The sequence below is a fragment of the Glaciecola sp. HA4-3 genome, assembly GCF_055693685.1.
Genome location: NZ_CM146340.1, coordinates 1,471,923 through 1,492,201 on the forward strand (window position 1 = coordinate 1,471,923; position 20,279 = coordinate 1,492,201).

Below are 20,279 nucleotides of genomic sequence, written 5' to 3' on the forward strand. Positions count from 1 at the left end.
AGGTATATTATGACGAAAAGTCCTTTAACCAAAAAGCGACTAGATTATTCTCCACCAGACTATACTATTTCTCATGTGGATTTGAGCTTCACGCTAGAAGCTGAATCCACAGTTGTATCGACGCAATTGCGCGTCAAAAAGCTAAACACCGAAGCGTCAGTGCTTATCCTTGACGGTGATGGTTTATCCTTAGAAAAAATGGTGATTGATGGTAAACCAGCAATCCAGGGAAAAGACTTCTTTTTTGATAACGATAAGTTAAACGTAAATTGCACTAGCGATAACTTTTTGCTTGAAATTACTAATACAATCAATCCAAAAGCAAATACTTCTTTAGAGGGACTCTACTTTTCAAATAATGCTTACTGTACTCAATGCGAAGCTGAAGGCTTTCGCAAGATCACTTATTTTTTAGATAGACCGGATGTGCTATCTATCTATACGGTGAACATTATTAGTAGTGACGAACAAAATACCTACATGCTAAGTAATGGTAATTTAGTCTGTGATACACAAGATGAAAAGGGTACTAGAGTGTGTCAATGGCAAGACCCACATCCAAAACCATGTTATTTGTTTGCACTTGTTGCTGGTGACTTTGACTTATTAGTTGATACCTTTACTACTTGCTCAGGCAAACAAGTGTCTTTGCAATTATATGTTGATAAAGGTAGAAAACATCAAGGCCAGCACGCATTAGATAGCCTTAAAAAGGCGATGGCTTGGGACGAATTACGCTATGGTTTAGAATATGATTTAGAAATTTATATGGTCGTTGCCGTAGATTTCTTCAACATGGGGGCAATGGAAAACAAAGGATTAAATGTATTTAATTCTAAGTATGTATTGGCCGACCCAAATACCGCAACAGATGAAGATTATTTTAATATTGAGTCGATTATTGCCCACGAGTATTTCCATAATTGGACAGGAAACAGAGTAACGTGTCGAGATTGGTTTCAGTTAAGTCTAAAAGAGGGGCTAACGGTATTTAGAGATCAGCAATTTTCAGCAGACATGTTTAGCCCTTTAGCGACTCGAATTTCGCAAGTCAAAGTAATGCGCGAACATCAATTTCCAGAAGATTCAGGGCCGATGAGTCATCCAATCAGACCTGATGAAGTCATAGAGATGAATAATTTCTATACGGTTACTGTGTATGATAAGGGAGCCGAAGTGATACGTATGTTGCATACCTTACTAGGCGCTAATGGCTTTCGAAAAGGATGTGATTTGTATTTTGAGCGCCACGATGGCCAAGCAGTTACCTGTGATGACTTTGTTAATGCTATGCAAGATGCAAATAATCATGATTTATCACAATTTAGACGTTGGTACTCACAGGCGGGTACGCCGGTTGTAACAGCGCACTTAAGTTCAATTGATACTCATCAAAGTGAGTTGATTTTTACTCAAGATATCGAGAGCGATAATGATTATCCTGCATTATACATTCCAATAAAACTTGAATGTATTGACAGGCAAGGTGAGCCTATTGATCTTGGAATTAACAATAACACCTTTGTTCTTGATTCAAAAACTAAGTCTTTGGTGATTGACAGAGCATTTGAAGATATCACATTTTCATTGCTTCAAGACTTTTCAGCGCCCGTTAAAATGAATGTAAGCTATGACAATAAAGACTTACTTCATATTTTGACACACTCACAAAGCAATTATGCTAAGTGGGAGTCAAATCAATTGTTATTGATTAAATGTGTTAATAACGTCTATCAAAGTACACAGATTGGAGAGTGTGAAACACGCTTATTACATGAGTTGGCAAACACCTTGGTTAACGTAAATGTTCCATATGAGACAATGATGCAATTGTTGTCGCCTCCGTCCATAGAGGCGTGTATCGAAGGGATTAATTCTTCTGAAGGCGTATGCCCAAATAGAGCCATAGTAGCAAGGTTACAGGTGCTTGATTGTTTACAAGAAACGCTATCGTCTTTTTGCTTAAAGCTTTATGAAGATTTGCACAATAATGACGAATATCATTATGAAAAAGAGCATGTCATTAATAGAGGTGTAAAAAATGCCTGTTTAATGATGCTATCGAATGAGCGAAAACAGTCTTATTCACAGCTTATCGAGAAACAATATTACGATACCAATAATATGACGGATAAATTAAGTGCTTTAAAGGCCGCACAGCATCATGATGAAGACTTGTTTTACAGACTAATGGAAAGCTTTGAGAGTGAATTTAGCAATGACAGTGTCGTTATGGATAAATGGTTTGCGTTGCACGGTACTAATCCAGCTGTCGATGTTCTGTCACAACTAGACCTTCTGCAGACTCATGCATTATTTTCGATTGAAAACCCTAATAAAGTGCGTTCTCTAATTGGTTCTTTTGCAACGTATAACATAAAGGGTTTTCATGACAAAAATGGATTAGGCTATCAATACTTAACAGATTACTTAATAAGGTTGGATAAAATCAACCCGCAAGTGTCGGCCCGAATGGTTACGCCTTTAATTCAACATTCTCACTTAGAAAAGCACTACCAAGAACTAATGATTAAACAACTTAATAGACTACTGGGCTTAAAAGGCTTGAGCAATGATCTATTTGAAAAAGTGAGTAAAGCAATAGCCAAAAAATGAACAAAACCCGTTTTCAGTTTACTGCCCAGCTAAGCTACCTAGAATGTGAAGATCTTTATCGGTCTCATGTTAAGTACTTGATGGTGACTTCGGTTGACAACAAGCGAATTCAATTACCGAAACAAAACATGCAAAAATTTATTACTCCGGTAGGTATCCAGGAAAATTTGAGTTAATTATTGACCAAAATAATAAAATAATCGGTATTAATAGAATAACAGAGACATAGCAGACTAAGGTTTTTTGTATATAAACTCGTCAATTTGTTAATTGATAGTGAATAAAAAAACGAATAAATAACGATAATTACACAACTGGTACGATTAGTTCTTGCGATTGGGCTAAAATGATGTAATCATTTTGTTAATTTAATATACGCGGATTATCTCGCGTTATCTACTGGATTTGGAGAAGGTAAAACCCATGACAAACAAGCCTAGTGCATATAATAAGACGTCTATCGCAATAGGTGTTGCCCTGACTCTTGCGGCTGCTTCACACACTGTTAATGCAGCAGATTGGAATTTTGGTGACCTCGAAATAAATTTGGACTCAAACTTTACGCTTGCAACAAGTATTCGTACAGAAGATCGCGATTTTGACCTTATAGGAAACAGTAACCATCCTCAGTTTAATTGGGATGGCTATAACGCAGCTACCAACGTTATTTATCCTAGTGCAGACGTTTGGGCATTGTCAGATGGCGCGTATTCGACTAATGGTGACCTTGGAAACCTAAGTTTTGATCCCGGTGAAGCGTTTTCTACTCAATTTGTGGGTTTACATGAGCTTGATATACGTTACGGAGACTTTGGCTTCTTCGCACGTGGTTTCTATTTTTACGATTTTGAATTAATGGATAGTGATAGAGATTGGGCTAACCCAATCACTGGTGTCACCGTTGACCCATGTCGAGACCCTGAAGCACGGGACGAATTGTGTCGTGACGCAAGAATGTTAGATTTCTTCTTATATTACGATTTTTATGCGGGTGATATGCCAGTTAGCATTCGCTTGGGTGACTACAGGTAGTAAGCTGGGGAGAAAGTACGTTTATCCAACACGGAATTAATACGACTAACCCTGTGGATGTTACCCGTGCACGTGCGCCAGGTGCCGAGTTGAAAGAAATTTTTATTCCAGTTGGGATGATTTATGGTTCAATTGGTTTAACCGATACGATTGGTCTTGAAGCCTATTACCAGTACGAATACGAGCGTTCCTTATTGCCAGTAGCAGGTAGCTATTTTGCAGGTAATGACTTTGCAGGAGAGGGTGGTTCATTTAATAATATTCAGCTTGGCTTTACTGGCAATCCTGATATAGACGCAGATACCTTGCTTACGCAATTAAACGGCATTGGTGCAGCGTTAAGAACGGGTCAAATAATTGCAGCTGATGCTGGTCAGGCATACTTGGCATACCCAACAAAAGTTGCTGTAAGAGCACCAAGCGATGCTGCGCATCATGAGGCCAGTGATTCTGGTCAATACGGTATTAAATTATCATGGTTTGCTACTGACTTAAACGAAACTGAGTTTGGCTTATACCATATCAATTATCATTCGCAACGCCCTTTAGTATCAGGTATTACATCTAATTTTACTCCTGAAGCTATCGCTAGGGATTTAAACAGATTAGCAAGTGGTAACGTAACTCGCGATAATTTGACTGATTTAGAAGCGTTTACCGAGACACGTTTTGCTTACCCTGAAGATATTGCTCTTTATGGGTTCAGCTTTAACACAACGGTCGGTGAAACGGCACTTGCGGGTGAAATTGCCTATAGAGTAGATGAACCATTACAAATTGATGATGTCGAACTTTTGTATACGGCAATGCCTGAGCAGCTAGCTAACGCAGGTCTAAGACCTGATTTAGAAGGGATTTCTCAGCTTAACAACATTGGGCGTAATGTTGGGCTAGGAGAGACTGCAGAAGGTTTCTTACTTTCAGATACTGTTCAGTTCCAAATGACAGCAACGCATATTTTTGGTCCGATGCTTGGTACTGATAATTTAATTGTTTTAGGTGAAGCTGGTTATGTGAAAATTCAGGACTTTCCAGATCCAGATGTCATTCGTCTGAACTCTCCTGGCACAAGTCGCACACCTTCACTTGAACCAACAGCTAGTGGAGCATCTAGAGAAGGGTTGCACATTGGCTTATCAAATGGTCCCGAAACTAACCCATTTAGCACTGATGATGCGTGGGGTTATCGAATGGCAGTAGTGGCTGATTTTAATGATGTGTTTGCCGGTTTTAACTTAAGAGCCCGTGCAACATTTTCACATGATGTAGACGGTACGACGCCTGATCCACTGTTTTTATTCTTAGAAGATAGAAAGTCTGCAAATGTTGGTTTCACTTTTGATTATTTAAGCAAATGGTCGTTCACTGCTTCATACAGTGCATTTTGGGGCGGTATAGGTACAACAAATGCCTTGGCCGACCGTGACTTCGCTTCGTTTAATATAAAATACGCAATTTAAGGACGTAATAATGAGAAAAAACTTAGGTGTAATTGCTGCTAGTATTGCAATCGCTGTTGTTAGCTCGCAAGCCTTTGCTAAGGTTTCAGACGCAGAAGCTGCAAAGTTAGGTGCTAGCTTAACGCCCTTAGGTGCTGAAATGGCTGGTAATGCTGATGGAAGCATTCCTGCATGGACTGGTGGCATTACCGAAGCTCCTGCTGGTTATACTCCAGGCGACTTTCATGTTGATCCATTTCCTGCTGATAAGCCACTATTTGAAATTACGGGCGCAAACTACAAAGACTATGTAGATAATTTGTCGCCTTGGTCAGATAAAATTGTTCGAAACCTATCCTGACACTTATAAAATGCCGGTTTATCAAACTCGCAGAACTGCATCTAATCCACAATTTGTGTACGATGCAACTAAAGTGAACGCGGTAAATGCTGAGCTATTAGCAGGTGGTAATGGAATAAAAGGTGCTTCAATGGGCATTCCGTTTCCAATTCCTCAAAATGGTTTAGAAGCGATCTGGAATCACATTCTTCGTTATCGCGGTGAAGCTGTTCAGCGTAATGGTGGACAAGCTGCAGTTACAGCAGGTGGTGACTTTAACGTGATTGGGTTCGAAGAACAATTAATGATTAAATACTCTGAACCTGGAGTCACGCCAGAGCAACTTACGCAAGATAATGTCCTATTTAAGTTTAAGCAGTCAGTAACGAAGCCAGCTCGCCTTGCTGGAACTGCATTATTGGTTCATGAGACAGTTGATCAAGTTGCACAACCTCGCCAGGCTTGGACTTACAATACAGGTCAACGTCGCGTAAGAAGAGCGCCGAATATTGCTTATGATGCACCAGGAACTTCAGCTGATGGCCTGCGCACCACTGACGATTTTGATATGTTTAATGGGTCACCTAATCGTTATAACTGGGAACTAAAAGGAAAGCAAGAGCTATATGTTGCATACAATAACTATGCAATTCATAGTGACCAAGTTTCGTATGATGACATTTTGCATGCAGGGCATGTGAACCCAGACTTAACTCGATTTGAAAAGCATCGTGTATGGGTCGTAGAAGCGACATTGAAAGATGAATTTCGCCATGTTTATCAAAAACGCGTATTCTACATAGATGAGGACAGTTGGCAGATCCAAGTTGCAGATATGTATGATAATCGTGGTGATTTATATCGTGTCGCGATCGCACATGGTGTAAACTATTATGATGTTAAGACACATTGGTCTACACTCGATGTGTATCATGATTTAAATTCGCGCCGTTATCTTGCCATTGGCTTAGATAACGAAGAAGAGATGTATGATTTTACTGTTGAGTTAAATGACCGTGATTTCACACCGCAAGCTCTGAGGCGACAAGGTAAGCGTTAATCAAAATTGGTTGGCATTTGCCAACCTTTTTTTTATTGTAAGTGAGGAATCGTGAAGGTTTATTCATATACTCTAGGTTGTATTTTGGGATTAAGCTCAGTAATGAGTATGTCGCAAGAATCTTATATCGCTCCACTAGTGAAAGAGTCTTTGCTGTTAGATATATCTGATGGCGATGGAGATCTTATTGTGGGCGAACGTGGTCATATCCTTAAGCTAGTTGACGGTGAGTATAGTCAAATTAAAGCGCCAAGCACTGTTACACTGACAGGTATCGAATCAAAGGGTAATTTAGCATGGGCTGTAGGGCACGATGCTACAATTATTAAATCTTCAGATGCAGGTAATACTTGGTCGGTGGTGTTTAACGAACCAACGTTAGATAGGCCATTTTTAGATATTGTATTTTTTGATGAGCTAGAAGGTATTGCCATTGGTGCATACGGTTTATTTTATCGAAGTATCGATGGTGGTGAATCTTGGGTGCAAGAACGGCATCCGTCCGTCTTGTCTGAAGATGATAAAGACTATTTAGAAAGCATTAAGGATGACATTGCCTTTTATAATGAAGAACTGTCATTTATATCACCGCATTTGAATAAAGTCAGCTATCTTGACGGTACACTGTATTTAGCCGGTGAATCAGGTCTTATTGCGACAAGTAAGGACCGAGGCAAATCATGGGAGCGCTTAGATATCGGCTATGAAGGCTCATTTTTTGATGTAAGCAAGTTATCAAATGATTTAGTTTTAGCAGTTGGTCTTCGAGGTAACATGTTTGTTAAGGCCGCTGAGCAATGGACTGCACTTGAAACTTGTGTCACTACATCACTTAACGCAATTAGCATTGAACAGGACAGAATCGCGGTACTTGGCAACAACGGTGTCGTGTTTTCGATTGATCCCACTAAATTACAAAGTGATGAATTTACAACGGCTAATGCTGAAGGTTGTAAACAGCACATTGCCCTGACACGAGTTGAAACTGACTTTTCTGAGGCCCTCTTAAATGCTGTTTTCCGCGACAACACATTGCTTAGCATTTCTGCCGCAGGTATTAAAACTTTGGAGTTAAACGATTAATATGGAAAGTATTGTCAATTCTATTGAAAAATTGATTTTTAGAAATCGCTTAGCCGTTATTGTTGTATTTGCTTTAGCAACACTCTTCTTGGTGTATCAAGCATCATTACTCAAGCTAGATGCAGGTTTTACAAAAAATATTCCTTTGCAACATGAATACATGCAAACTTATATTAAGCATCAATCTGATTTTGGCGGTGCAAATAATGTATTAGTGTCGGTATGTGATAAAAATGGCAATATTTTTAACCAACCATTTTTTGATACGCTTAAAGACGTTCATGACCAATTGTTTTTTATCAACGGCGTTGATCGTTCGCTTGTTATATCTTTATTCGCTCCCTCTACACGTTTTACAGAAATTGTAGAAGGTGGATTTTCTGGCGGACCAGTTATTCCTGCCGATTTTGATTCGTCTAATCCGAATGCTTTAGAAACAGTGCGAAAGAACATTGATAAAGCGGGAATAGTTGGTCGACAAGTATCTAATGATTTTTCTTGTGCAATGGTGACCGCGCAGCTTTTAGAGATTGATCCTGAAACTGGGGAAGTGCTTGATACCTTGTTTATTGCAGAGCAGTTAGAGCAACAACTCCGTGGTCAATTTGAAAATGAACAAACCTCTATTCATATTATAGGGTTTGCAAAAATGATTGGTGATGTTGCTAACGGAGCGAAAGATGTTGTGTTGTTTTTCGCAATTGCTATCGCGATCACTGCTGTCATGGTTTATTTTTTCTGTAAATCAGCCATGCTTACTTTTCTTCCACTCCTGTGTTCATTTATCGCAGTTGTTTGGCAACTTGGATTGCTGACCCTTTTTGGCTTTGGACTTGATCCAATGTCGATTTTGGTACCATTTTTAGTTTTTGCCATAGGCGTAAGCCATGGTGTGCAAATGATTAATGCTGTTGGAAAAAAAGCAGCGCTAGGAACAGATGTAAAAGTTGCTGCGCAGCATGCATTTAGAAGCCTTTTGGTGCTAGGAGGCGTCGCGCTATTGTCCGATACGATAGGCTTTATGACTTTATTAGTCATTGATATAGGCATTATAAAAGAACTTGCAATCACAGCTAGCATGGGTGTTGCAGTAATAATATTAACTAATTTATTATTGCTTCCAGTACTGATGTCATACGTCAAATTATCTGAGGCTAATAAAAAGAAGTATATTGAAAGTAATGATGTCTCTCCATTTTGGCAACGAGTATCTTCATGTGCCTCTCCTAAAACAGCGATAATAATTGTTGGTTTGACTGCTTTGTTATTTGCTTGGGGAACGTATCAGTCACAATCACTTAAAATTGGTGATTTACATGCTGGTGCTCCGGCTTTGCATAGTGATTCTCGCTACAATATCGATACGGCATTAATTACTGACCGTTACGAAATTACTGTTGATTACATTAGCCTCATTGTTGAAACATCGCCAGAGTCTTGCACACGTCACGACATTATGACTTCAATTGATGATTTCCAATGGAAAATGCAAAATGTACTCAGGCGTACAATCAGCAATTTCACTTGCATCTGTTGCTAAACGCGTTAATGCAGGATACAACGAAGGTAATCCTAAGTGGCAAGTATTGCCGCGTAATCAATCGACACTTGTGCAGGCTGTTGGCCGAGTTCCTACGTCTTCCGGTTTGTTAAATGGTGATTGTTCGGTGATGCCAATCATATTGTTCATGGAAGATCATAAAGCAGAAACGATAAACGTTATCGTTGATGCTGTTAAAGAAATCAGACAACAATATGAAAGCGATGAGCTTAGTATTAAGTTAGCATCTGGGCCAGTTGGCGTTATGGCGGCGACTAACGAAGCTGTAGAAGAATCACAAAACCCAATGCTATATTACGTGTTTGGTGCAGTAATCATTTTATGTTTGATTAGCTTCAGGTCGATTAGGGCAACACTTGCAGTAGTTATCCCTCTTTATGTAGTTTCTGTATTGGCACAAGCATTGATGACCTATTTGCAAATCGGCTTAACCGTATCCACACTGCCTGTTATTGCATTAGGTGTAGGTATTGGGGTTGATTATGGTATTTATATACTGTCAACAATGACTCAAAGGATTAGACAAGGAGATAACGTACAAGTCGCTTATTTAGCCGCTTTACAAGAACGAGGAAGTGCCGTTTTATTTACCGGTATCACCTTGGCTATTGGCGTAAGTACATGGGTCTTTTCTAGTCTTAAATTTCAAATGGATATGGGAATATTATTGACCTTTATGTTCGTTGTTAACATGTTGGGGGCAATTTTTGTACTACCAGCCATTGCAAGACTGGTTTGGTATAAAACTAACGAAAAATAATTTCGCTTAATTATGTAAAAAAAGACCGAGAGGTCTTTTTTTTATGCAAATTTTATAAATCCTTATGCAAATTGTAAATTTATCGTTAATAATAACTGGTAAACCATTAATTATTTTAGGAAAATGACGATATAGAAAGATAATCCGTCTTTCAATTCACTAATTATTCACAACGAGAACACAATTTATGTCTGTTTCACATGGTCAGCATTCAGTCTTGTTAGAACGCGTTTTTGCTCTTATTAACGAAAAAGTTGATAGTTCATATTCCGCAAAAGTTATTCAATTTGGTAATTTACTGCTAAAGAATATGTCGTTTGACGACTTAGACGGCAGAAGCGACAGCGACTTGTATGGCTCGATACTTAGCCTCTGGCAATTACTTGAAAATAAAAAGTTATCTAAAGAGCCATCGATAAAGGTATTTAATCCAGAAATAGCGAAACATGGGTGGCAATCTTCGCATACCGTAATAGAAGTTATTGTAGATGATATGCCGTTCTTAGTAGATTCAATCCGAATGGCTATTAATCGACTAAATATTACTTCTCATCTTATTTTACACACCCCCATGCACATTGAACGTAATAAATCAGGCAAAGTGCAGGGTTTTGTTGATAAAGTCGATGAAAAGAATGATGCGCATTTTTCAGAGACAGTCTTCTACATTGAAATAGATAGGCAATCAGCCGGTAAATCCATTGAGTCTCTACGAGCAGACATCCGTTCAGTAGTAAGCGAAGTGTCACTTTCTGTGAGTGATTGGCAATCAATGCGACAAAAATTAAGCGGTATCACCGAATCTTTTTCTAAGTCTAACAGTAAAGCTAGTGCTGCTGTTAAGTCACAATGTAAAACCTTCCTTAATTGGTTAAATGATCATAATTTTACACTGATGGGTTACCGTTATTATGATGTTGTAGCCATAGAGGGTGACCATAGATGGTGTCCTAATAACGATACTTCTTTGGGCTTAATGAAAAACTCAATTAGCGACCGAGAAAGGCTCTTATCTAATGTGCCAGCAAATGCTAGAGCTGAAGCACTTAGCAGTAATCCAATGCTATTGACAAAAACGAATACTAAAGCGCGTGTTCACAGACCAGCATACATGGATTACATAGGTATTAAAGAATTTGATAAAAAAGGTAATGTAATTGGTGAGCACCGCTTTGTCGGCTTGTATTCAGCATCATTTTACAATAACAGTGCTATTGAACTACCTGTTTTACGCGAAAAAATTGACCGTATGTGTGCAATCGCAGGCTTTGAGAAGGGCACGCATGCATATAAAGCGTTTGTAAACATAGTAGAAACTTATCCAAGAGATGAATTACTGCAAACCTCAGATGAAGAGCTTGCCAATATCATTATGGGCATTTTCCAAATGCAAGAAAGAGGAATGTCTAAGTTATTTGTGCGCAAGGATACCTTTGGGCGCTTCTTTTCATGCATGGTGTATGTTCCAAGAGAACGTTACAACACAAAACTGCGTAAAGACACTCAGGATTTATTAAAGCGTTCGTTTAGTGCTCAGGGCGAAGTTGAATTTAATACTTATTTCTCAGAATCGGTTTATGCCAGAACACACTATATCGCAAGAGTCGACAACAACAATTTGGAAATCGATGTGAACGAGATTGAAAAGAACTTAATCGAATTAACAAAAACATGGCAGGATAAGCTTCATACTAAAATTGTGTCAGTATTTGGTGAAGAGAAAGGTAAAGCAATCAGCCAAAAGTATGATAATGCCTTTTCTAGAAGTTATGCTGAAGAGAATCTTCCAAGCGCAGCGTTGGTAGATCTGCAACGGATAGATAAGCTAAGTGAGCATAAAAAACTCGATATATTGTTCTACAGACCACAAGAAGAGCAGGCACAAAGTGATATTGTTAAGCTAAAGCTATATCACAAAAATGAGCCTATACACTTATCCGATGTTCTTCCAATCCTTGAAAACTTTGGCTTGCGCGTTGTTGACGAAAGTCCTTATCGTGTTACTAACAGCAGTGGTGAAGTTTCTTGGGTGATGGATTTCACGATGCTCTACAAAAAGAATGATTCTTTTGACATGGAAACCTCCCAAGAGCTATTTCAAGAGGCATTCTCAGCAACTTGGGATGGTTTGTTAGAAGATGACGGTTTTAATCGCTTAATACTTGGAGCAGGCATTACTGGTCGCAAAGTTACAATAGTCAGAGCCTATGCTAAATATATGCGTCAAATTGGCTCGTCTTTTAGTATTGAATACATCGCCAATACTATGGCAAGTTATCCTCAGATTGCCAAATTGCTTATCGATCTATTTCATCAAAAATTTAGTCCAAAACTTAGACGAAACAAAAGCAAAGTGGATTCTATTTTAGAAAACATTATGGCTAAGTTAGATAAAGTCTCTAACCTTGACGATGATAGAATTGTGAGACGTTATGTCGATTTGATCCAAGCAACATTAAGAACAAACTTTTATCAACAAGATGAGCATGGTGTTGATAAACCGTATGTGTCTTTCAAATTATTACCAGAAATGATTCCTGAAATGCCTTTACCCATGCCTAAGTTTGAGATTTTTGTTTATTCACCGAGAGTTGAAGGTGTGCATCTTAGAGGTGGAAAAGTTGCAAGGGGCGGTTTGCGATGGTCTGACCGTATGGAAGACTTTAGAACTGAAATATTAGGGCTCGTAAAAGCCCAACAAGTAAAAAACACCGTCATTGTTCCAGTAGGCGCGAAAGGTGGTTTCGTTTGTAAAAGGATGCCTGTAGGTGCTGATAGAGCTACCATACAACAAGAAGGGCAAGCCTGTTACAAGATTTTCATTACCAGTTTGTTGGATATTACAGACAATATTAAAGATGGTGTCATTATACCGCCTCATGATGTTGTCAGGCTTGATGAAGACGACCCATATTTAGTTGTTGCTGCTGATAAAGGAACGGCTACTTTTTCAGATATAGCCAATAGTATTTCAGATAAGTTTAACTTTTGGTTAGGTGATGCGTTCGCATCTGGTGGTAGTGTTGGTTACGACCACAAGAAAATGGGTATCACTGCACGTGGAGCTTGGGAATCAGTTAAACGGCATTTCCGTGAGATTGGTATTGATTGTCAAACTACGCCATTTACTTGTGTGGGTGTTGGAGATATGTCGGGAGACGTATTTGGTAATGGCATGCTGTTGTCAGAGCAAACCAAAATAGTATGTGCTTTTAACCATATGCATATCTTTTTTGACCCAACGCCTGATCCAAAATCGACTTACAAAGAAAGAAAGCGTTTGTTTGATGATCCGAGTTTGAGTTGGGATGATTATAATCGTGATTTAATTTCTAAAGGCGGTGGTATATTCAAACGAAGTGAGAAGTCAATCAAACTTAGTCCTGAAATGAAAAAATGTTTAGGGACTAAGCAAAGTAATATGACACCTACTGAATTACTTCATAATGTTCTCAAAATGCCAGTCGATTTGATATGGAATGGCGGCATTGGAACATATGTTAAAAGCTCAAAAGAGAGCCATTCCGATGTGGGTGACCGTGCTAATGATACTTTACGTGTAAATGGTAAAGATGTTAGAGCTAAAATTGTAGGTGAGGGCGGTAATCTAGGGCTAACGCAATTAGGTCGTATTGAATATGCCGCCAATGGTGGACGTGTAAATACAGACTTCATTGATAATGTAGGAGGCGTCGATTGCTCAGACAACGAAGTTAACATTAAGATTCTACTCAATACCTTGGTTAACGCTGGTGATTTGACTGTCAAACAACGAAATAAATTGTTATACGACATGACAGATGATGTCAGTGAAATTGTACTTCAAGATTGTTATCGTCAAACACAATCGATATCAATTACACAACTGATGGGCGTTAAACAGCTAAAAGAACAACTTCGATTTATTCATACCCTAGAAAGAATGGGGTCCTTGAATCGAGAGCTTGAATTCATACCCAGTGACGAGGAAATTTCAGAAAGAGTAGCGACGGGCCAAGGACTAACTAGACCCGAGCTTTCTGTGCTCATCGCATATGGTAAAATGGTACTGAAAGAAGAATTAAATATTGAGACAATCACAAGTAATCCTTTTTATGATAAGTATCTAATCAATGCTTTTCCTCCGGTATTGAGAAAGAAATACTCCCAACAGATGCAAGAGCACCCATTGAGAAGTGAAATTATTGCAACTAAATTAACAAATGAAATTGTTAACGATATGGGCCTTAATTTTGTTCATCGTTTGATGGAGGAAACCGGAGCAAATGTTACTGAGATTTGTCACGCTTACTCTATTGTCAAAGCAATCTTTGGAATGGGTGACTTATGGGAGGCTGTAGAAAATCTTGATAATGTAATTGAATCAGACCTTCAGCTTGAACTTCTTGATCAAATGAGACGAACACTCAGAAGAACCGTTCGTTGGTTTATACGTCATGGTGAATCAGATATTGCGATCGATGATGCTATTGCTAAATATGCACCTGCATTTTCTACAATAAGCAGTCAACTAACGGCATTTTTAGTGCCTGATGAAGTCAAAGAAGTTGAGAATAGAACAGCATATTTGAAAAAATCAAATGTACCTGCAGATCAAGCCTATCAATTAGCTTGTTTAAGTAATTTATTCTCAAGTTTAGATTTAGCGCAGTTAGCTGAAATTGAGAAGCGTCCTGTTGAAGTAGTTGCTCGTTTATATTATCAACTTGGTAGTATATTTGAACTGCATTGGTTCTTAACTCAAATAAACAATCAAAGTGTAAGCAACCATTGGCAGGCGTTAGCAAGGGCATCGTATCGCGAAGAGCTAGACTGGCAACAACGTGCGATTACATCTGTATTGCTTAACTCTGCGTTAAAAAGTAATGACGCAGATGAGATGCTAAACGATTGGATTACGCAAAATGAGACTAAACTAGCTAGGTGGTATCACATGATGACTGAGTTTAAAACGACAGATAATCACGAATTTGCTAAGTTTTCTGTCGCTTTACGTGAATTGATGCTGTTAAGTATCAGTTCAAACCATTAAACTACTCGATTAAGTCAGTTAGTATAAAAAGCCCTGCCTTGCAGGGCTTTTGTTTTTTGTATTCTTAATCGAGTAAACAAGTGTATTCAATTGTATTAAAAACTTTATTGAAGTGTGACCCGGAGTGGAGTCACGATTTTTCCTTAGGTTTTCTAGCAAAATCCCAACATACGCCATTACAAAAGCTATATGCACAAAAAGTTCCTGCTAAGCCTACTACTTGTATGGGTATCAATTTCCCCAACTCAGTTGGCCTTGCGGCGGGTCTGGATAAAAATGGACAATGCATTGATGCGTTTGCAGCAATGGGATTTGGTTTTATTGAAATCGGTACAACAACGCCTAAGCCTCAAGAGGGTAACCCTAAGCCTAGAATGTTTAGATTGCCTGAACACCAAGCACTGATAAATCGTATGGGGTTTAACAATAAAGGTGTTGATTACTTAGTTGAACAAGTTAAAAAAAGTAGTTTCCAAGGTGTATTAGGTATTAATATCGGTAAAAATAAAGACACGCCTGAAGATAAAGCACTAGATGACTACTTAATCTGTATGAGAAAGGTTTATCAGTATGCTTCTTATATTACAGTCAACATTTCATCACCCAACACGCCAGGACTTAGGGATTTACAATATGGTAAAGCCTTAGATGATTTACTAAATGGCATTAAGAAAGAGCAACTAGTGCTTGAGCTTACACATGGTAAATATGTCCCCATCGTCGTTAAAATTGCGCCCGATTTAGATGATGTAGCGATAGAGCAAATAGCACATGCCTTATTATCCAGTAAAATGGACGGGGTGATCGCAACAAACACGACGCTTGATAGAACAACTGTTGACTCACATAAACACGCTGGTGAGGCAGGGGGCTTAGTGGCGCGGTTTTAAAACAAAAAAGTAACGACATAACCGAAAAGTTATATCAGGCATTAAAAGGTAATATACCTATTATAGGTGTAGGCGGCATCAGCAACGCAGAAGACGCAAAACAACGATTAGCTTCTGGCGCACAGTTATTACAAGTCTATACAGGCTTTATTTATCAGGGCCCATCACTCATTAAAGAAATTATCAATGCATAAATTAATTGTTACAGCGGCTAGGGGACTTGATGAGTTGTTAAAACTCGAGTTAGCACAGCTGTTAGATATACCGCAAAATGATGTCCAATCACGATTCAAGTTACAACCTGGTCAATTAACCTTTGAGGCACAACTGTCCGATGCGTATCGTATTTGTATACACTCTAGGCTAGCCAATAGAGTCCTTTTAGTTTTACAGGATGGACGCGTTTCAAATTCTGATGATTTGTATGATCTAGCAAGCATTATTGATTGGCCTGCACAGTTTTCAAATCAGTCTAATTTTGCAGTACAGTTTGTCGGGACAAGTAAGAGTATCAACAATAGTCAATTTGGTGCCTTAAGAGTAAAAGACGCGATTGTCGATGCTTTTGTAGATGATGGTCAAGAACGGCCAAACGTCGAGCGAGTAAACCCCGATGTTCAGGTTCATGCGCGTTTACGACGCGATCATGTTGCTATTTGTATTGATTTGTCTGGAACAAGCTTGCATCAACGTGGCTACCGCAGTGAAACAGGCGATGCTCCATTGAAAGAACAAATAGCGTGTGCGATGCTGTATCGAAGTAATTGGGCAACAAATCAAGAAGCGGTGTTACTTGATCCCATGTGTGGAGCAGGAACAATTGCTATAGAAGCTGCATTGATGGCAACAAATACTCCTCCAAATTTACACAGACGATTTTGGGGCTTTGATTATTGGTTTGGGCATCAAAAACAAATGTTTGATGCAATAAAAGAACAAGCAACTGCTGACATTATAACTAGCTGCCCTCCAATTTATGCCTCTGATTTAAGTACTAAAGTCGTCGAAATTGCAAAAGTTAACGCTCAAAATGCTGGAGTTGATCAATATATTGAATTTAAACAGTGTGACGCACTGTCTATTAGGCTAGACCATAATAATGGATATATCGTTAGTAATCCGCCTTATGGTGAAAGGCTCGATGATTATGTTAGTTTGCTGCCTTTCTACACTAAACTAGGCCAACATCTAAAAAATGAATTTGCTAATTGGTTTGTCAATCTGTTGTGTTCAAACGAGCAATTATTAAAAGCCCTAAAATTGAGAGCTAGTAAGCGCTATAAATTCTTTAACGGAAAATTGGAAACAACATTAGCGTGTTACCATTTGGCAAAAGAAAACTTAGAGAGTTTCTCGGCTAAACCCAGTGATGACGAATTCAGCAACAGACTTAAAAAAAATCGTAAAAAAATAAAATCTTGGCTAAAAAAAGCCAATACAAATGCTTACCGTATTTATGATGCTGATTTACCTAATTTTAATTTCGCCATCGATTTATACGGTGATTATTGTATCGTTCAAGAATATGCAGCACCAAAAGATATCCCGCAAAGCGTAACACAAGAACGCTTAGCACAAGCTCTTTTGCATATTCCACATGTATTAGATATAGATAAACGAAAAATAGTGTTAAAAGTACGAGATAAGCAACAAGGTACTCAGCAATATCAAAAACTTGATAGTACTGAACGTAAAGTCAAAGTGCATGAAAATGGATTATCATTTTTAATTAATCCCTATGATTATCTTGACGTCGGTTTATTCTTAGATCATCGAATCACTCGTTCTCTTTTTGCAAATGCATGTAACGATAAACATGTGCTAAACCTTTTTTGTTATACCGGCAGTGTTTCCGTTTATGCGGCTAAGGCAGGAGCGAAATCAGTAACATCTGTTGATATGTCAAAAACATATTTAGAATGGGCTAAGCAAAACTTTGAGCTTAACAAGCTTAAGGGAGCATATGAGTTTCTGCAGGCAGACTGTCTTGAATGGTTGAAAACACCTAAGGCATCAAACAACTTCGATTTGATGTTTATTGACCCGCCTTCTTTTTCTAACTCCAAGCGAATGAAAGAGTCGTTTGACGTTCAACGAGACCACGTTGAGTTATTGTCAAATGCCATGAAAAAGCTAAACCTTGGCGGTAAAATCTATTTTAGTAATAATTTGAGAAGCTTTAAACTAGATCATGCGCAACTAGAAAAGTTGGGTTTTAGCATTGAAGATATATCGCTAAGAACGATTGATGATGATTTTAAGCGACATATTAAAATACATCAGTGTTGGATTCTTTCATTATGAATGTTGTTTTGTATACAGGGCCTAACTGTTCCCTTTGTGATGATGCGCTAGCACTAATAAATCAGATAAATGATCATGACATACATCTTGAAAAGAAAAACATAAGACAAGACGCATCTCTTTATCACTTATATGCGGTGCGAATTCCTGTTATAAAACGCCTAGATACCAATCAAGAATTAGGATGGCCTTTTGACTTAACCCAATTATCGGCATTTCTGTCATGAATTTAGTCCAAATTAAAAATGCGAGTGTGATATTCGGTCATCCCCCCTTACTTGATAATGCAAATTTTAATCTTCAAGAAAATGAACGTGTTTGTATTGTTGGTCGAAATGGAGCTGGTAAGTCTACGCTTTTAAAGGTCATAAGTGGTGAACTAACGCTAGATGACGGACAACGCATCGTGGCAGGGCACGTTAGCATTGCAAGATTAGCTCAAGATCCCCCGGTAAATAATGATATTAGCCTGTTTGACTATGTTGCAGAAGGGCTAAGTGAGAATGCTTCCATCGTTAAAGAGTATTTTGCACAAACTAAAATAGTTGCGGACGACCCGAGCGATAAAGCCCTAACAAAATTACAAATACTTCAAGAGCAACTTGATGCAAATAATGGATGGTTGCTAGAGCAACAAATCACTAATGCACTTGATAAGCTTGGATTAGATGGCGCTGTCAGCCTTTCGGGCTTATCTGGAGGATGGAGAAGAAAAGCCGCGCTTGCCAGAGCATTAGTTTGTGAGCCAACTATTTTATTGCTGGATGAACCGACTAACCACCTCGATATAGATATGGTCAAATGGCTAGAAAATATGTTGTCTTCATATAATGGCACCATTGTTTTTATTAGCCACGATAGAGCGTTCATTCGAAGCATGGCCACTCGAATCTTAGATATAGATAGAGGGCAGGTAGTCTCTTATCCAGGTGACTATGAAACTTACTTGGTGCAAAAAAGCCATGATTTAGAAGTTCAAGAAGCCCAGCAAAAAGAATTTGATAAGAAGTTAGCCAAAGAAGAAGTATGGATACGACAAGGGATCAAAGCAAGACGAACCCGAAATGAAGGAAGAGTTAGAGCACTAAAAGCGCTGCGAGAAGAATATAAACAGCGCCGCAAGCAGATGGGGAGTGCTATTATAACCAGTGCTCAAGTCAATCAGTCTGGTAAGCGAGTGATTGAACTTGAAAACGTCAGTTATGCTTATTCTGATGCGCCAATCATAAGCAACTTTAGTACACTGATTTCCAGAGGCGATAAAATCGCATTAATTGGGCCAAACGGTAGTGGTAAAACGACCTTAATCAATCTTCTGATAGGTAAGATTCAAGCCGATAGTGGCGATGTATTTATTGGAACTAATCTTGAGCTTGCTTACTTTGACCAACACCGAAGTCAACTTGATTTAGACAAAAAGTTAATCGATGTCATTGCAGATGGTAAAAGAGAAATTGATATTAATGGAAGTAGCCGTCATGTTATTAGCTATTTGCAAGACTATTTGTTTTCACCTGAACGGGTAAATGTACCAGTATCAGCTCTATCTGGTGGGGAAAAAAATCGCTTGATGCTTGCTAAACTCATGAGCAAACCAAGTAATTTACTGATTTTAGATGAACCTACAAATGATCTTGATGTCGAAACCCTCGAATTACTAGAGTCTTTGCTTGTTGACTATAGCGGAACGGTTTTGTTAGTTAGCCATGACCGAGAATTTATCGATAATGTGGTAACTAGCAGTATAGTATTTGAAGGAGATGGAAGACTTACGCAGTTTGTAGGCGGATATAATGATGTCTATCAATGGTATTTGGCACAAGAAACAACAAAATCTGCGTCTAAACACGCAGATTCTGTCCAATCTAGCCAATTAGTAAAAGAAAATGACGGTAAATCATCAGTTTCATCTACTAAGACTAAGGCGAAAAAGTTATCATATAAAGAGATAAGAGAATTAGAGTCTTTACCTGCGAAATTAGACCTTCTCGAGACAGAAATAGAAGCGTTACAATCGCAAGTGAACCAAGCAGGTTTTTTTAATCAAGAATTAAGTGAGACTCAAGCCGTACTAGATAAGCTTGCGGCACTAGAACAAGAGCTAGATGAAGCTTTTATTCGCTGGGAATCCTTGGAAGAAAAACAAAATAATCAGTAGTGAC

The 20,279-nt window shown here is 38.6% G+C and carries 7 protein-coding genes and 4 pseudogenes; all 11 read left to right on the forward strand.

Annotation, left to right across the window (positions count from 1 at the left end; all coding sequences use genetic code 11):
* The first annotated feature begins 9 nt into the window (after positions 1 to 9).
* The 11 genes and pseudogenes from pepN (at position 10) to uup (ending at position 20,275) form a co-directional block, all read left to right on the forward strand.
* On the forward strand, positions 10 to 2,616 hold the full coding sequence (gene pepN, locus ACZ1G6_RS06980) for an aminopeptidase N (protein ID WP_472618633.1): 2,607 nt from the start codon (positions 10 to 12) through the stop codon (positions 2,614 to 2,616).
* Positions 2,613 to 2,792 (forward strand): DUF2835 family protein, encoded by a 180-nt coding sequence (locus ACZ1G6_RS06985; protein WP_472618634.1) that lies wholly within the window; start codon positions 2,613 to 2,615, stop codon positions 2,790 to 2,792. Before pepN ends, ACZ1G6_RS06985 begins: the two co-directional genes overlap by 4 nt.
* Before the next feature lie 247 nt (positions 2,793 to 3,039).
* A pseudogene (locus ACZ1G6_RS06990) lies at positions 3,040 to 5,108 on the forward strand (DUF1302 domain-containing protein).
* 10 nt (positions 5,109 to 5,118) lie between these two features.
* Positions 5,119 to 6,487, forward strand: a pseudogene (locus ACZ1G6_RS06995) (DUF1329 domain-containing protein).
* Positions 6,488 to 6,538: 51 nt separating this feature from the next.
* The gene (locus ACZ1G6_RS07000; protein WP_472618635.1) at positions 6,539 to 7,570 is read left to right on the forward strand and encodes a WD40/YVTN/BNR-like repeat-containing protein; all 1,032 of its coding nucleotides are present in this window, start codon (positions 6,539 to 6,541) and stop codon (positions 7,568 to 7,570) included.
* Position 7,571: 1 nt separating this feature from the next.
* Positions 7,572 to 9,891, forward strand: a pseudogene (locus ACZ1G6_RS07005) (efflux RND transporter permease subunit).
* A 187-nt stretch (positions 9,892 to 10,078) separates the two neighbouring features.
* Positions 10,079 to 14,923, forward strand: a complete 4,845-nt coding sequence (locus tag ACZ1G6_RS07010) for an NAD-glutamate dehydrogenase (RefSeq protein WP_472618636.1) — start codon at positions 10,079 to 10,081, stop codon at positions 14,921 to 14,923.
* Between the two features lie 80 nt (positions 14,924 to 15,003).
* Positions 15,004 to 16,007, forward strand: a pseudogene (gene pyrD / locus ACZ1G6_RS07015) (quinone-dependent dihydroorotate dehydrogenase).
* Positions 16,000 to 18,117, forward strand: a complete 2,118-nt coding sequence (gene rlmKL, locus ACZ1G6_RS07020) for a bifunctional 23S rRNA (guanine(2069)-N(7))-methyltransferase RlmK/23S rRNA (guanine(2445)-N(2))-methyltransferase RlmL (protein ID WP_472618637.1) — start codon at positions 16,000 to 16,002, stop codon at positions 18,115 to 18,117. Before pyrD ends, rlmKL begins: the two are co-directional and overlap by 8 nt.
* Positions 18,114 to 18,344, forward strand: coding sequence for a glutaredoxin family protein (locus ACZ1G6_RS07025; protein WP_472618638.1), 231 nt, complete (start codon positions 18,114 to 18,116; stop codon positions 18,342 to 18,344). Before rlmKL ends, ACZ1G6_RS07025 begins: the two co-directional genes overlap by 4 nt.
* Positions 18,341 to 20,275, forward strand: a complete 1,935-nt coding sequence (uup, locus tag ACZ1G6_RS07030; protein ID WP_472618639.1) for an ATP-binding cassette ATPase Uup — start codon at positions 18,341 to 18,343, stop codon at positions 20,273 to 20,275. The genes ACZ1G6_RS07025 and uup overlap by 4 nt, the downstream gene beginning before the upstream one ends.
* The last annotated feature ends 4 nt before the right edge of the window (positions 20,276 to 20,279 follow it).